Raw genomic sequence first — 13,741 nt, forward strand, 5'->3', positions numbered from 1 at the left:
CCGCCGACCTTCCTGCCGTTCAGGATCGAGCACCGGTCTGGCGAACCTATCGTCCCTTGGGGCGTTGGAACCAGACGTTACTGGAGACGATCGATGGCGCGTTTCGGATATAAGCTGATGAGCGAGGAGCACGGGCCCAAGGCACTCGTTGCCAACGCTCTCGCCGCCGAACAGGCGGGGTTCGATTTCGTCTCGATTTCCGACCACTACCACCCGTGGCTGTTCGACCAGGGGCACGCGCCATTCGCGTGGAGCGTGCTTGGGGCGATCGCGCACGCGACGTCCAAGGTCGGGATCACAACCGGATTGACCTGCCCTATCATCCGCTATCACCCCGCGATCATAGCTCAGGCGGCCGCAACCATCGCGGTCATGAGCGACAATCGCTTTTCGCTCGCCATTGGCGCAGGCGAACGGCTCAACGAGCATGTCACGGGAGAACTCTGGCCGTCGATCCCGGAGAGGCACGCCATGCTGGAGGAAGCCATCGATATCTTCCGCCTCCTGTGGTCGGAGGGCGCGCACAATTTTCAGGGCGCCTACTTCACCGTGGATCACGCGCAGGTTTTCGACCTGCCGAACAAACCCCTTCCCATCGTTCTGGGCGTCAGCGGCCCGGCATCGATCGAACTTGCCCGGGCCAAGGCCGATGGGATCATGACGACGGATCCCGATCGGGCAATTGCGAGCAGCTTTCCGCATGGTCCGAAATACGTCGAAGTCGCCCTCGCCTACGCGTCCAGCGAGGACGAGGGACGAAAGATCGCGCATGAGCGCTTTCGCTTTTCGGCATTCGACTGGTCCGTCAACAGCGAGATACCGACCGTCGAGGGTTTCGAGACCGCGACGAAGTTCGTCCGGCCGGACGACCTCGCCGATAGGATCCCGGCCGGCCCCGATGCGGGCAAACATCTGGAGGCGATCGAGAAAGCGCTCGATGCCGGTTTCGATCACATCGTGTTGACGGGCATTGGCCCGGATCAATCCGGGTTCATCCGCTTTTTCGAGGAAAGACTGCGCCCGAAACTGGAAGGATAGTCAGCCACTCTGGACTCCGCTTCGTTAGATCGGCGACCGCAGATTCATCCGCTTGTGAGGCTATGAGACAGATACACTGCTGCTGGGTACGGATCCCGACTTCCGTTTGAAGAATGCTGAATTCTGAACCGGGAGAACGTGATGATCTCAGGCTCCGCGTTTGGCGCGATTCTCGATCTGGTACGTCAGCCAGCGGCAGAACATCCCAATGATCGATGTGGCTACGCCGGCAAACAGGCAGCCCATAAGCAGCGGGTCCTCCTTTGCCTTGGGCCAAGACACAATCGCGAGGAGGATGACGCTTGCTGTGGAAACCAGATAGCCGAATGTCTTGAGCACTGGCAGCGTCAGCCACCCGAAAACCCGCACTTCTGAGGGTGGTCGCTCAATATTCACGATCATCTCCTTCATCGCCTCGTCCGATAAAGCGTAGCATCGACAATGCCGCCCTACAGCCAGGGCGGCGCCTCCATGTTATGTCGAGGCGGCGCCGCGAGCGTTTACGCGCTGTTCGTTTCCCGTCATTTACCGAGCATGCGTAACCCCAGCAACATCGTGAGGGTTGCGCGCGGCTTTGGTTGCTTCTGCGGCTTTGCCACCACGGGCAACTGGCCAGCCCTCCAGGCGTTCAGCTCATCGGTCACGTTTACGCAGGCAGAGGATGAGTCGGCATGGAATCCCGGATCGACATCAATACAGCTACGGCCGAGGAACTCGACACTGTGGACTGCCTAAAGGGCCATGGCTTTGAGATCGTGCGCTACCGCGAAGACCGTGGCCGCTTTACCGCGGTACATCAACTCGACGAAGTGCCCGGACTTGCCGGAAAGGTAGATCAAAACGCGCCTCTGACCGTTAGCGCTCGAAGATCGATCGACTGAGATCCGTCATGGAACAGCTGCTTGACTGTCTTGTTATCGGTGGCGGGCCTGCCGGGTTAACCGCAGCGATCTACCTGGGGCGCTTCCACCTCAAGCTGGCGATAATCGATGACGGAAACAGTCGGGCTGCGCTGATCCCCCATACGCGCAACCACGCGGGATATCCTGGAGGTATCTCCGGCAAGGAATTGCTCGGCAGGATGCGCGAGCAGGCGGCGGAGTTCGGCGGCAACATCATTTCTGGTTCTGTTACGAACCTGAAGCGGAGCGCTGGCGGCTTTAAGGCCGAACTGGGAAAGCTCCGCCTGACGGCAAGGACAGTCCTGCTTGCGACAGGCGTTGTGAACAATCGCCCGGACCTGCCTTGCGCGGTGCACGACGAGGCGCTTGCCAGAGGCTTGATCCGCTACTGCCCAATTTGCGATGGTTATGAAGTCACGGACAAAAAGGTCGCAGTCCTCGGCACGCATACCCACGGCTACAACGAGGCGATCTTTCTCAGAATGTACAGTCGCTTGGTGACCTTGATCGCGCCCGACAGCTGCCACGACCTTTCAGCGCGGCAAAGGGAAATGCTAGGCAATCTGGGCGTGCACCTGGTCGACGGCCCCTGCTCGTCGTTGCAGCTTGAGGACAGAGCGATCCTGGTTCCTACCCCCGAGGGCATTCTTGCGTTCGATACCGTCTATCCCGCGCTTGGATCGCAAATCCGCTCCGAACTCGCGAGCGCCCTTGGCGCCGAATGCAGTGCCGACGGGTGCCTTGTCGTCGACGCGCACCAGCGAACGACGGTTCCGGGGCTCTACGCGGCAGGCGACGTGAGCAAAGGGCTGGATCAAATCAGCCACGCGATGGGCGAGGCCGGCGTGGCGGCGACAACTATCCGGAATGACCTTGAAGAGCAGAGCCCGCTCGCCCGCTAATTCTCTTCAGAGCGTAGCAACAAAGCCAGTTCTAGCTTCGTTTCCTCATGGGTGCGATTGCCGTGTTGATCGCTTTTGCGGTCTCCAGCTTCAGGAATTTCTTATGGATCGCTTCTTCACTGCAATCGCTTCCAAAGCGGCGAACTGGATGGGCCGCCCCTCGGCCTTCGTTGTCGCGGTGGCCGCTGTCATTCTCTGGGCCGTGAGCGGCCCGGCGCTCCATTACTCCGACACCTGGCAACTGATCATCAACACTGCCACCACGGTCATGACCTTCCTTGCGGTATTTCTGATTCAGAACAGCCAGAACCGCGACGGCGCGGCGATGCAGGCCAAACTCGATGAAATCCTGCGGTCTCAGGAGAGCGCCCGGTCCCAGTTTGTGGGCATCGAGCATCTGACCGATGCGCAAATCTGTGAAATTCGCGCCGCGCTGGAAAAAGACATACGCTCTGAAGGCGACAAGGATCGCACAGTCACCCGGACGGTAGACAGCCTACTGTCCCGCTATTGAGCGCCCCCGGAGGCATCTGGACGGACCCAGGGATAGCAAACCTCCAGCCCGTTTAACGAGGGCAGCCAGAATGAACGACCTCGCTAACTGGATTGCCCCGATTGCCACCATGACAGCCGCAATGATGACGGCCGCCAATATCGGCGCCCGCGTGACCGGGTGGGGCTTCGCGGTGTTCACCCTGGGCTCAATTTGCTGGACGATAGTCGGCATTGCGTCGGGGCAAACCTCTCTGATTGTTGCAAATGCCTTTTTGACGCTGGTCAATCTTGTCGGTGTATGGCGCTGGCTGGGACGCCAGACCGCTCACGAAGATGGCGCCAGGTCGGCAACCTCGGCGAGCCGCAGATCGGCAAGCGCCACCCTTTTCACGGCAGCGGGCTTGAAGGGCATGCCCGTGGTCACGGCCAACGGCAAACACGTCGGGAAAGCCGTTGATGCGCTTATTGAATGCCGCTCCGGTGAGATCAGCTACGTGGTTGTGGCTACCAGTGCAGTTGGGGGACTGAATGAAGTTCTACGTGCCGTATCTGCCGGAATGATCAGATTTGGCTGCGATGCGCTGGCGTTGGCGCTTTCCGAAGCCGACTTTGAGCAAATCGAACCTCTCGAGACCGATGAATGGCCCGCCTTCGTCCATGGCGGGTGACCTCGACCGAGAGAGCGGAACTCTGCCAAAACGATCGGGCTGTCGGCGTTGCCTTGGGCGCGCGTACGCGCCTGCTCGAGGACTTCACACTTCGGCCAAACCGGATCGGGCCAAGTTCAGTCTATTGGTTGCTGAGTTCCAACCCGCCGCAAAGAGGACAACCGATCCAATTGAAATCTTGACCGGGCGCCTGCGCTCAGTGAGCTTTAATGCAAGCTGGGGATGAAGAAATGAAACTGAATCGAAGAGCATTGATGGGTCTGGGAGTCGCAGCGCTCTTTCGGTTTCCGCGCGCGGCCGACGCAGAAATACCGAAAGTGCCGCTCGTTGATTCACTAAATCTGACGGTCGTCGTCGACAATTTCGCCAACGTATTCATGACGGAATTCGAACGCCCCGATATATCGGTGTCTCCCCCGCACCCAGCACGGGACTATCATCAGACCTACTCTGCCGAATGGGGCTATTCGCTTCTTGCCCGCAGCACGCCGGGCTCTGGAGCGACACCAAAAAACGTTCTCATTGATTTTGGCTACACATCGCAGGCATTGCTCAACAACCTTGTGCTGATCGGTGCCGATCCGGCTACGCTTGATGCGATGGTGCTCAGCCATGGACATTACGACCATTTCGGGGGGCTGGATGGCCTGCTGGGAACTGCAGCGGTCCGTCGTGGCACACCCTTGTTCGTCGGCGGCGAGGAAGCGTTCTGTGCAAGGCTGCGCGGTGTCACACCCGGGACATCATCCTTCGGCGCAATTGATCGCGCTGCACTGGGACAGGCCGGCATTCAGCTCGTCGTGTCGCCGGACCCACAGTCGGTCGCCGGACAAGCGTTCACCACGGGCGAAATTCCGTTCGTAACGACCGAACGTCCTCGCGTCCCGACTGCGATGCTTCCGGGTCAGAACTGCAACCGCGCCTTGCTCGATCCGGCAAAACGCGATGTCGATTTCATTGTAGATGACGCGATCCACGAATTGGGAACCGTGTACAACGTGGCAGGCCGCGGGCTGGTCGTCATTGGCTCATGCAGTCATCGCGGCATCATCAACACCGTGCGCCGCGCACAGGCTGTTTCCGGCGTCAATCGCATCCACGCCATTGTCGGAGGGTTTCATCTCGTCCCGCCCCAAACCAGGGCGCAGGCGTTGGAGACGGTGGCGATGATGCAGGCAATCGATCCCGACTATGTCATTCCCGGCCATTGCAGCGGCGACGTGTTCATCGCTTCCGCATCGGAAGCGATGCCAGACAAGGTCATTCGATCGGTGGTCGGTGCGAGCTATCACTTCGGGCGGCGAAGCTAGAAGCGCGCCTTATCCTGGACACCCTATCTGGCTGCTTCCCTGAAATTGCGCGAGAGTGACCGTTACCTGAGGGCCAAGCCGATCGTCGGAATCACGCAAACCGATAGGGGCCGCCTTTGTCGAGTGCCGCCTGATAGGCGGGTCTTGCCTGTATCGTTTCGAGCCAGATCCCGGTCATCGGCCGGCCGATAGTCAAGAAGCCGCGATCCCTTGCTGCTTCGAGCGGAAAGCTCATCATGATGTCGGCTGCCGTGAATGTGTCTCCGGCAAACCAGGGACGGGCGCTCAATTCGCGCTCCACGAAATCCAGATGCACGTCGATCATGGGTTGCAGGCGCTTCTGCGCCACTTTTCCCAGAACTGGTATGCGCTCCAGCACCAGATTGACCAGAAGCGGCGGCATCAACGAGCCTTCGGCATAGTACAGGAACTGGCGATAACGCATCGCCGCATCCTCGCCATAAGGCTTGCCAAGCCGGCCGTCTGCCTTGTCGACAAGGTATTCGGCGATCGCGCCGGTTTCCACGACGATACGGTTCGCGCCGGATGGATCGCGATCGACCAGCGCCGGCGATTTTCCCAGAGGGTGCACAGAGCGCAGCTCAGGCGGCGCGAGCATCGTTTTCGGATCGCGTTCATAGCGCTTGACTGCATAAGGAAGGCCAAGTTCCTCAAGCATCCACAGCACGCGCTGCGATCGCGAATTCTCCAGATGGTGGACGGTGATCATCGCCATTGGGTTCCATTGCGGGGACACAATCAGACCAACGGTCGGTTCCGCACTTGGTTGCCCGAGCGCGCCCTGGAGCTTGGGCAACATTTGCAGGATTTACAAAAGGAAAGCCCGCCGACCCCCACGATCGGCGGGCTTTCCCGCCCCGAGCCTGTGCTCAGGGCATCAGCACCGTATCCACCACATGAATGACGCCGTTGGACTGCATGACGTTGGCGATAGTGATCTTTGCGGTGCCACCCTTGGCATCGGTCAGATACCAGGCGCCGTCCTTTTCCCAGGCAGTCAGCTTCTCGCCTTCGACAGTCGTGAGCGTGGCCTTGCCGCCGCCCATCTTCGCTTTCGCGGCGATATCCCTGGCGGTCAGGCGCCCGGGAACGACATGATAGGTGAGCAGCTTGGTCAGCGTCGCCTTGTTTTCCGACTTCAACAACGTGTCGACGGAACCGGCAGGCAGCTTGGCAAAAGCTTCATTGGTCGGCGCGAAGACGGTGAACGGCCCTGCTCCCTTGAGCGTGTCGACCAGACCCGCTGCCTTCACCGCAGCGACTAGCGTCGTGTGGTCCTTTGAGTTGACGGCATTGTCGATGATGTCCTTCGATGGATACATCGCGGCGCCGCCGACCATCGGGTTAGCTCCCATGCTTGCCGCCACGATCGGCGCGCCGGCGGCGAGCAGCGCCGCGCCAGCGAGCGAAAGAGAGAGCTTCGTGAGGATATTTGACATCCTGGCATCCTTCCTGTGTCGCGCGTCCCGAAAGGCGGGCGTGCATGACAGCTACGACGGCGGGCTGCCGCTGGATGCAGTCAGATCAGTGATATTTTTCCGGAAGCGATCGGGGTGGAACTGGGGGCAGCGTGGGGCGCGCCGACACCCGGCTCCATGGTGACAGCCAGTGTCGCGCCTTCCGTCATGTACGCTCGGAGCGCGGCGCCGACCAGGACATGACTTTCGGCATCGCGCGGAATCAATCCCAGCGATCGCGGCTTACCATCATCCGGAATGATCCAGAGCTCGGGCTGCAATGTGCCCGGCTTTATGCCGGACGGACGTAGCGCAAGCCGTCCGCTTGCAGGATCAAAGCGGGCGAGAACCACGGGGCCATCGGGCGCCCCGGTCAACTGGGCGATGACGACTTGTTCCGTGCGTTGCGGATTACCTGCCGTGGTGGCGGGCGAGAGACGCAAAACCAGCATCAGCGCTAGCGAGGCAGCAACCAGACCCGCCATGAGCGCGCTGCCCTGCCAAATGCGCAACCGCCGATTGCCAGGGTCAATTGAAGACGTAGCACCGGCAATGCCCGTCTCGATCCTTGCCCATAGGTGCGAAGGTGGCTGGATCGGAGCGTACTGGTCATAAAGTGGTTCGAGCCGTCGATCCCATTCGTGGATCACCTCAGGCGCGAAGTTGGGATCGGCTATAAGGCGCCGAAGTGCGTCTGCACGCTCACTTGCGCTCAGAACGCCAAGTGCCAGTTCGGCAACCAGAGCATCGCGCTCGTCGGGAGGCAACGGCGTATCAGCCATCACCGATACACTCCTTCAGCCGCTGCATCCCACGTCGAATCCAGCTTTTCATGGTACCGAGCGGCACGGCCATGCGCTCTGCCAACTCTGCATAAGTCAGGCCATCGAAAAAGGCGGCCCGAATGGAATCGCTTTGCCGCTGCTCCAGTTCGTCAAGACAGAACACTATGCGCGCCTGAAGCTGGTCCTGCTCGATCCGTTGGTCGGCCGGCAAGGTATTGTCGGCGATCTGGTCAGCGGTCTCTTCCGGCGGGACGGTGCCGGCAGTTCCAAGCCGGTGCGATGCCCGGCTCCAGTCGATCGCGGCATTGCGCGCTATCGCACAAAGCCACGTGATCGGGCTGGAACGTCCGGGATCGAACCTGTCGGCCCGATTCCACACCTTGATGTACACGTCCTGCAAAATATCCTCCGCAGCCTCTCGGTCAGCGGAGATACGCAGGCACACGCCGAAAAGCTTCGCCGATGTCTTCTCATAGACTTCGCGGAGTGCTGATCGCTCGCCGCAGGCCACCCTGCCCAACGCGGCGATCAGTTTCTGGCGCTCGGCGTCTGCATCTTCCACGGACCCAGCCTATCAGTCTGGGACTGTGTTTCAAACTCCCTGATGGCTCTGAGCTGTCTGCGCCAAAGCGGTGGAACTTTCTGCGCGACATCGCTCGTGTTCTGGCGAGCGGCGTCGCAGTTCTCAGGTTCTTGAGGCCTGGAACCAGTACGGGACTGTCCCCGCTCTTTACCTCCCAGTTTACAAAAGCCCGCCGCCATCGACGTCGATCACCGATCCCGTGACGAAGGCGTTGCTCATGGCGAAGAGATAGGCGTGAGCCAGATCTTGCGGCGTGCCGACCCGCTCCACCGAAAGCCCGGCTGCCACGCGGGTAAGAAACGCCGTACGGACATCGGACCCGGTCTCCCCCCAGGTTGGGGTGTCCACAATGCCTGGACTGACGACATTGACACGGCGCGGGGCCAGTTCTTTCGCCAAATGGCGGGCCGCCGCATCGGTAGCGGCGTTGACTGCGCCCTTAACCATGCTGCCAATGCCATATTTGCGGGACACCTGGCCTGAGGTAAATGTTATCGACGCGTGAGCCGATAGATGAGGCAGGGCCAATCGAACGGCATGGATTGCGCCAAAGAGTTTGATGTCGAACGCCAGCGACAGGTCGTCGGGATCAAGCAGGGGCAACGCCGTTGCCGTGCTTCTCGAACCTGCCGTATATATGAGGTGATCGATAGGACCAATGGCGGCGAAGGCGTTGCCGAGCGCATCGAGATCGCAGGCATCGAGTGCGATTGGTTGCACGCCTTGGGGAGCGCTGCCGGATCGGCTGATGGCAACGACCCGGGCGCCCTTCGAGCGCGAAAGTTCGGCCACTGCTGCGCCGATGCCGCTTCCGCCCCCGATCACGACAACGGTTTGCCTGGAAAGTATATCGCTCATGTTCTGGGTACTTCTCATGAAAGGAAGGCTTGGCACGAACTGGGCGATACGCCGCGAAATAGCTGCGAGCAGGGCAGAAAACTGCGCCGAAACGTGGGATTGGTGCTCCGCCCAAGCGGAATTCGCGATTTCCTCGATCATGGTCGTTTCACGGGTCGAGGCGCTGCCAGACCGAATAGGCGACTATTCCGCTACTCGATGCACCGGCTGGAACGGCATAAGTCAGAAGGCCATCCTTGAAGGTATAGTCACGCTCCTGCCGTTTGCCCTGCCAATTGGGAAAGGAGGCGGCTGTCACATCGAACACCAGCTTGTGCCTAGCCCTGTCGATCGCGACGGTGCCAAAGTGCGTACTCGATCCCACCACCGCCTGCCGGTATTCTTCCGTCGTACCGCGTGCTTTATCCCCGCTGGCAAAGGAAGGCCGGCCGACCCTGTAAATCTGCATGTTGTATCGGTGTGCAGCATCGATCGTCAGCAGGCCAAGCGGATGCTCCCCGTAATTGGTCGAGCGCGTGCCATCGGCCTTGATCTCGTAGGCGGAGACCATCGTCCATGTGCCCTGCAGCGAAGTGATGTCTTCCCGAGATTGCGCCGCCCCGGGGGCGGCCCCGGATAGCAATGAAGCAGCGGCGATAGACGCAAACGAGACGCGATGATTCACGGCGGCCTCCATGTAACTTCTTTGTGCGGTTACATCAGTTGCGCCGATCCGAGAAACCTGTCAATAAGGTTACATGAGAAAACATCGCACGGCGGTTTCCCTCCCCGAGGATCGGGATGGCTTTCGGTTTCGAGGCGGCAACGCCGCAATCGATCTGGCAGCGACGCTTCAGGGCAGACTCAAGCCCGCTCCTCGCGAGTTGCTGGCAACGCCGGAAGATCTCGACCGTTGGCTGGTATCGGCAGGGATGGTGGCATCCTCGCCCGGTGCGACAGAGGCAGACCTGGCAACAGCTTGCTCCCTACGGGAGGCGATTTTCGAACTCGCTGGAGGGCTGGAAGGGTCGGACTTCGACGCTGATGCACGCGATGAGCTCAATCGCATCGCCGCAGCCCCGGCGGCGGCGCCGGTCCTGGGTGCGGACGGCGGGCTTACGCTCGATGGATCGGTCGCGGGTCTATTGTCGTTCCTGGCAAGGAAAGCAGTTCACCTGTTCGGCAACGAGGACGCGGCGAACATTCGCCAATGTCAGTCGCCTACCTGTACGATCCAATTCGTAGACACTTCGCGCTCTGGTGATCGGCGTTGGTGCTCGATGTCGGCCTGTGGAAACAAGGCCAAGGTCGCAGAATTTCGGCGGCGCAAGCGAACGCCGCCAACCGACGTGTGACGCCGGCCAAAGAACGCACATTTCGAGTCCCCTCCCATTTGGGCGGGGATGAAAGGTCACGGCAGGAGCGAGCGCTCGAGAGCCTCCTGCCGTGAGATCTGAAACTTCAGGTTACGGCCGACAGTCTCTGGCGAACCGCAATATGTCGAACCGTCATGCCTCAAGGCACTCTTCTGCCGCGACCGAAGAAATAGCCAAGAACAAGGATTACGACCGCAACGAGCAGGAAGAGCTTTGCAAGGCTGACAGAAAGACCTGCTACGCCGCCAAAGCCCAGAAGCGCCGCGATTAACGCGACAACGGCAAAAATGATGGCCCAGCGAAACATGAGGGCTCTCCTTTATATAAACGCTGCGCCGACCTTTTCGAGCAGCTCTCTTGCAGAACTTTCGGCCGCCCCCGGTGTTCCAAGAGATGTTGCGAAGGCCGACGCCAATTATAGAGAGCGAGTTTGGTATTTTCCCGGCGCGGCTTCTGCGCTGCCCGTCCTGGAGGCAGTTGTATCGCCCGAATTGGTTGTCGTGCTCTCGAAAATTGGCAGATCACGCGGTGCCTTTCGTGAAGCGGGCCATCACGCGCCCGCGGGCGTACCGGCATCCTGATCGGGAGGGAGCGCGATGGGCGTAGCGGCACAGATGGTGCGGAGTGCCTTTTTCAATCCTTCCTCGATGGTCGGATGATAGAAGGGCATGGCCAGAAGCTGCGTCGCAGTTAAGCCGCCCTGCACCGCCCAGGCCAGCATGTGTGCCAGATGCTCGCCCGCAGGCGTGATCAGATCGGCACCGATCAGCCTCCCGTCGGGCGCTGAGGCGTAAAGGGTCAGCACCCCGCAATTGAGCCCGTCAACGCGCGCGCGGCCCTGATCGGAAAAATCCGCCGATCCGGTGACCGTCCCCTCCTCTTCCGCCTTGCCGATCGTGGCCAGCACCGGTTCGGTGAAAGTGATGGCAATGGGCGTGTTGCGCGCCGCCGGGATCGGCGCGGGATAGGCAGCGGCGTTGCGGCCGGCGATGGCGCCCTCGTGCGAAGCTTCGTGCAGGAGCGGCAGATCGGCCGCTGCATCTCCTGCCAGGAAGACAGCGCTTTCCCCGCAGCGCATCGTCGTGCGCTCGTGCCGGGGAACGCCATGATCGTCGAGGTCGAGCCCGGCCTTGTCGAGATCGAGCCCGTCCAGCTGCGGCTTTCGCCCGACGGCGACGAGCGCCTTATCAAATTCCGCCTCGCCCTCGCTCGCGCCGCTCCAGTTCAGGCGCACGCCACGCTCTGTCGCATAGGGCATGACGTCGACGCCGAGATGCAGGGCGAGATCATCTTCCAGAACCTCGCGCAACCGGCCATGGACTTTGTTGCAGCGCACTTTGGCCATGCGCGCGCCCTTGTCGAACAGCGCGACTTCAACGCCAAGGTGGGCGAACGCCTGCGCCAGTTCGAGGCCGATGGCGCCCGAGCCGACCACCGCCAGGCGTTTCGGCAGGTCCGCCAGTTCGAACACCGTGTCGCTGGTGAGCGCTGCCTCCCCCAGCGCCGCGAAAGGCGCGGGCAGGATCGGCGCAGAGCCGGTAGCGATGACGATCGCCCGCGCTTCCACGCGCCGCCCGTCGTCGAGAATGAGGCGGCCGGGCCCCTCGAAACGGGCGTGTGCGTGGATCGCCACGTCCTTTGGCAGCCGGGTGATCGACTCGCGTACCAGGCGGGCGAACCGGTCACGCTCCGCGCGCACGCGCTGCAGGACGGAAGGACCATCGATCCTGACGCCATCGACCTCTATCCCGAACAGGCTCGCTCGCCCGATACGCGCGGCTTCACGGGCTGCGGCGATCAGCAGCTTGGAGGGCATGCAGCCCACCCGCGCGCACGTGGTCCCGTTGAAATCGGGATCGATCAACAGGGTGGAGGCCCTGTTCTTGCGCGCGGCGCGCTCGGCAGCGAGACCGGCGGTGCCGGCGCCGATTACCGCGACATCGGTCTGCAGGACAATCGTGCGGGCTTGATTCTCGCTCATGGGCTGGGTGCTTCCGATGGATTGGGGAGGATGTGCCGGCATTAGCCGTGACGCGCGCGGTGACGGTCGAGTGTCCTGGCGGCAGCGGAAAGCGCATGCGTCACTTCCTCGTGCCAGGCACCGGGACGCAGGCGCCGCACGGCCAAATGGGCGGCGCAGACGATCGGCGTTTTCGCCCAGTTATGTGCCAGAGCCAGCGCCCATGCTGCAAAATCGTCGGCGGCGCCGGGGCGGTGCTGCAGTGCCTTTCCCAGCATCGGATGAAAGCGCAGCCGCGACTGGGAGAGGACGTGGCCGAGCAAGCCAGGAGCCGCCAGCACCATCAGCGTGTCGTCGACGTGAACGATACCGCTCTCCCGGTGCCGTACGAGGACGGAGGCGGCATGGACGGTGTCATCTGCGGTCACCAGATCGAGCCCGGCAGGGACTGAAAAGTCGAGATCCTGGAACCTGGCCTGGGTTGCCGTGTCCTCTATCGCGTCGTCTTCCCAAGTTCGCGGTGCCGCCGTGTGCCGAACAACCGCGCATGCGGCGCCAGTTCATGGGCGGCGGCGCAGTGCAGCGTGTGAAAGGGGTGGACGTTGATGATCGTGTCGATTGCATCGCCGTTTCCGGTAAGGCTGAGCAGCGCATTGCGGTCGTCACCGGACACGCCGTAGCTGTCGATAAGGGTGAAGCGCCCTCCTGGCCTTCGCACCAGAGACATCTGGGTGCCAAGATTGACGATCTTTGCGATCTTGAACGAGCCGCAGAAATTCCAGAAATTCTCGGCAAGCTTTTGCATGGTCGGCTTGGCTCCTTCGCTAAAGGTGAGAACGATCGACCGTGGATGCGAATGCAAACCGCTGAGGTGGTCATCGTTCCTGCCGAAAATGGAGCGATGGAACGGAAGCAGGCGCGCCGCGCGGCGAACAGCGATTGATCCGGGCTCGAACGTCCGTCATGGATGGCGCCGTTGTCAGCACAGACCTTTCGTGCGGACGACTGCCGATTGGATTTCAACAATGCAAAGGCAAAGCTTTCCGAAATCCTCTTCAAGCAACAGTAGTTTTTATGGCCGACGGGCTCACGTTCCTGGATTCCCACAGCTATTAGCCAAAGCCCCCTCACATGGGGAGCTTTGTGTCAATCGTCGGTCTAGCTACGGCATTTGCTGTCTCTCGATATCAGATCCATGGTCTGAGCCTGTTGCAACAAGCGTCCCATCAACCGGTCCGCTCTAACCTCACATCCGGTCGCCGCTCATGCACGGCTACACCACAATCCCGCTTGCGTCGGGTTTGGCTCAGGAAAACGGGACCAACCTTTTTATCGGCAATCGAAGCCAAGGGGGATCGACGGTCCGTCTACCTGGATCCGGCGGGTGTCGCCCCGCAGGAAATCTTC

The 13,741-nt window shown here is 61.1% G+C and carries 18 protein-coding genes; 7 read left to right on the forward strand and 11 right to left on the reverse strand.

Annotated features, from left to right (window positions below; translation table 11 throughout):
* Nucleotides 1-93: 93 nt before the first annotated feature.
* Nucleotides 94-1,038, forward strand: coding sequence for a TIGR03557 family F420-dependent LLM class oxidoreductase (locus AC1VVK_RS24640; RefSeq protein WP_482905784.1), 945 nt, complete (start codon nt 94-96; stop codon nt 1,036-1,038).
* 147 nt (nt 1,039-1,185) lie between these two features.
* On the opposite strand, the gene AC1VVK_RS24645 is transcribed toward AC1VVK_RS24640, so the two are convergent.
* A complete protein-coding gene (locus AC1VVK_RS24645; protein ID WP_482905785.1) occupies nt 1,186-1,449 on the reverse strand; it encodes a hypothetical protein in 264 nt (87 codons plus the stop codon).
* Between the two features lie 260 nt (nt 1,450-1,709).
* On the opposite strand from AC1VVK_RS24645, the gene AC1VVK_RS24650 reads away from it, so the two are divergent.
* From AC1VVK_RS24650 to AC1VVK_RS24670, 5 genes are all read left to right on the forward strand, one after another.
* Complete coding sequence (locus AC1VVK_RS24650; RefSeq protein WP_482905786.1) at nt 1,710-1,919, forward strand: ComEA family DNA-binding protein; 210 nt, start codon at nt 1,710-1,712, stop codon at nt 1,917-1,919.
* Nucleotides 1,920-1,927: 8 nt separating this feature from the next.
* Nucleotides 1,928-2,842 (forward strand): NAD(P)/FAD-dependent oxidoreductase, encoded by a 915-nt coding sequence (locus AC1VVK_RS24655; RefSeq protein WP_482905787.1) that lies wholly within the window; start codon nt 1,928-1,930, stop codon nt 2,840-2,842.
* Nucleotides 2,843-2,945: 103 nt separating this feature from the next.
* Nucleotides 2,946-3,356 (forward strand): low affinity iron permease family protein, encoded by a 411-nt coding sequence (locus AC1VVK_RS24660; protein ID WP_482905788.1) that lies wholly within the window; start codon nt 2,946-2,948, stop codon nt 3,354-3,356.
* 70 nt (nt 3,357-3,426) lie between these two features.
* A complete protein-coding gene (locus tag AC1VVK_RS24665) occupies nt 3,427-4,005 on the forward strand; it encodes a PRC-barrel domain-containing protein (RefSeq protein ID WP_482905789.1) in 579 nt (192 codons plus the stop codon).
* A 230-nt stretch (nt 4,006-4,235) separates the two neighbouring features.
* Complete coding sequence (locus tag AC1VVK_RS24670; RefSeq protein ID WP_482905790.1) at nt 4,236-5,315, forward strand: MBL fold metallo-hydrolase; 1,080 nt, start codon at nt 4,236-4,238, stop codon at nt 5,313-5,315.
* Between the two features lie 91 nt (nt 5,316-5,406).
* Here AC1VVK_RS24670 and AC1VVK_RS24675 read toward each other — a convergent pair whose 3' ends face one another.
* From AC1VVK_RS24675 to AC1VVK_RS24700, 6 genes are all read right to left on the reverse strand, one after another.
* Nucleotides 5,407-6,045, reverse strand: a complete 639-nt coding sequence (locus AC1VVK_RS24675; RefSeq protein WP_482906773.1) for a glutathione S-transferase family protein — start codon at nt 6,043-6,045, stop codon at nt 5,407-5,409.
* Nucleotides 6,046-6,205: 160 nt separating this feature from the next.
* Nucleotides 6,206-6,775, reverse strand: coding sequence for a fasciclin domain-containing protein (locus AC1VVK_RS24680; RefSeq protein WP_482905791.1), 570 nt, complete (start codon nt 6,773-6,775; stop codon nt 6,206-6,208).
* Nucleotides 6,776-6,855: 80 nt separating this feature from the next.
* On the reverse strand, nt 6,856-7,575 hold the full coding sequence (locus AC1VVK_RS24685; RefSeq protein ID WP_482905792.1) for an anti-sigma factor: 720 nt from the start codon (nt 7,573-7,575) through the stop codon (nt 6,856-6,858).
* A complete protein-coding gene (locus AC1VVK_RS24690; RefSeq protein WP_482905793.1) occupies nt 7,568-8,140 on the reverse strand; it encodes a sigma-70 family RNA polymerase sigma factor in 573 nt (190 codons plus the stop codon). The genes AC1VVK_RS24685 and AC1VVK_RS24690 overlap by 8 nt, the downstream gene beginning before the upstream one ends.
* 180 nt (nt 8,141-8,320) lie before the next feature.
* Nucleotides 8,321-9,160 (reverse strand): SDR family oxidoreductase, encoded by an 840-nt coding sequence (locus AC1VVK_RS24695; protein ID WP_482905794.1) that lies wholly within the window; start codon nt 9,158-9,160, stop codon nt 8,321-8,323.
* A gap of 7 nt (nt 9,161-9,167) precedes the next feature.
* Nucleotides 9,168-9,695: a lipocalin-like domain-containing protein gene (locus AC1VVK_RS24700; protein WP_482905795.1), complete on the reverse strand. Its 528-nt coding sequence runs from the start codon at nt 9,693-9,695 to the stop codon at nt 9,168-9,170.
* 61 nt (nt 9,696-9,756) lie between these two features.
* Here AC1VVK_RS24700 and AC1VVK_RS24705 point away from each other — a divergent pair, with 61 nt between their 5' ends.
* Nucleotides 9,757-10,353 carry a CGNR zinc finger domain-containing protein gene (locus AC1VVK_RS24705; protein ID WP_482905796.1) on the forward strand — a complete coding sequence of 199 codons (597 nt, stop codon included), beginning with the start codon at nt 9,757-9,759 and terminating at the stop codon, nt 10,351-10,353.
* Between the two features lie 160 nt (nt 10,354-10,513).
* Here the strand turns inward: AC1VVK_RS24705 and AC1VVK_RS24710 are convergent, their stop codons facing one another.
* The 4 genes from AC1VVK_RS24710 to AC1VVK_RS24725 all read right to left on the reverse strand — a co-directional run bounded on the left by AC1VVK_RS24710 (nt 10,514) and on the right by AC1VVK_RS24725 (nt 13,139).
* Complete coding sequence (locus AC1VVK_RS24710; RefSeq protein ID WP_482905797.1) at nt 10,514-10,681, reverse strand: DUF1328 domain-containing protein; 168 nt, start codon at nt 10,679-10,681, stop codon at nt 10,514-10,516.
* Nucleotides 10,682-10,924: 243 nt separating this feature from the next.
* Nucleotides 10,925-12,355 (reverse strand): dihydrolipoyl dehydrogenase, encoded by a 1,431-nt coding sequence (locus tag AC1VVK_RS24715; RefSeq protein WP_482905798.1) that lies wholly within the window; start codon nt 12,353-12,355, stop codon nt 10,925-10,927.
* A 41-nt stretch (nt 12,356-12,396) separates the two neighbouring features.
* Nucleotides 12,397-12,762: a hypothetical protein gene (locus AC1VVK_RS24720; protein WP_482905799.1), complete on the reverse strand. Its 366-nt coding sequence runs from the start codon at nt 12,760-12,762 to the stop codon at nt 12,397-12,399.
* A 65-nt stretch (nt 12,763-12,827) separates the two neighbouring features.
* Nucleotides 12,828-13,139 (reverse strand): hypothetical protein, encoded by a 312-nt coding sequence (locus AC1VVK_RS24725; protein ID WP_482905800.1) that lies wholly within the window; start codon nt 13,137-13,139, stop codon nt 12,828-12,830.
* Nucleotides 13,140-13,741 lie beyond the last annotated feature (602 nt).

Source organism: Novosphingobium sp. BL-S-32 (assembly GCF_056857055.1).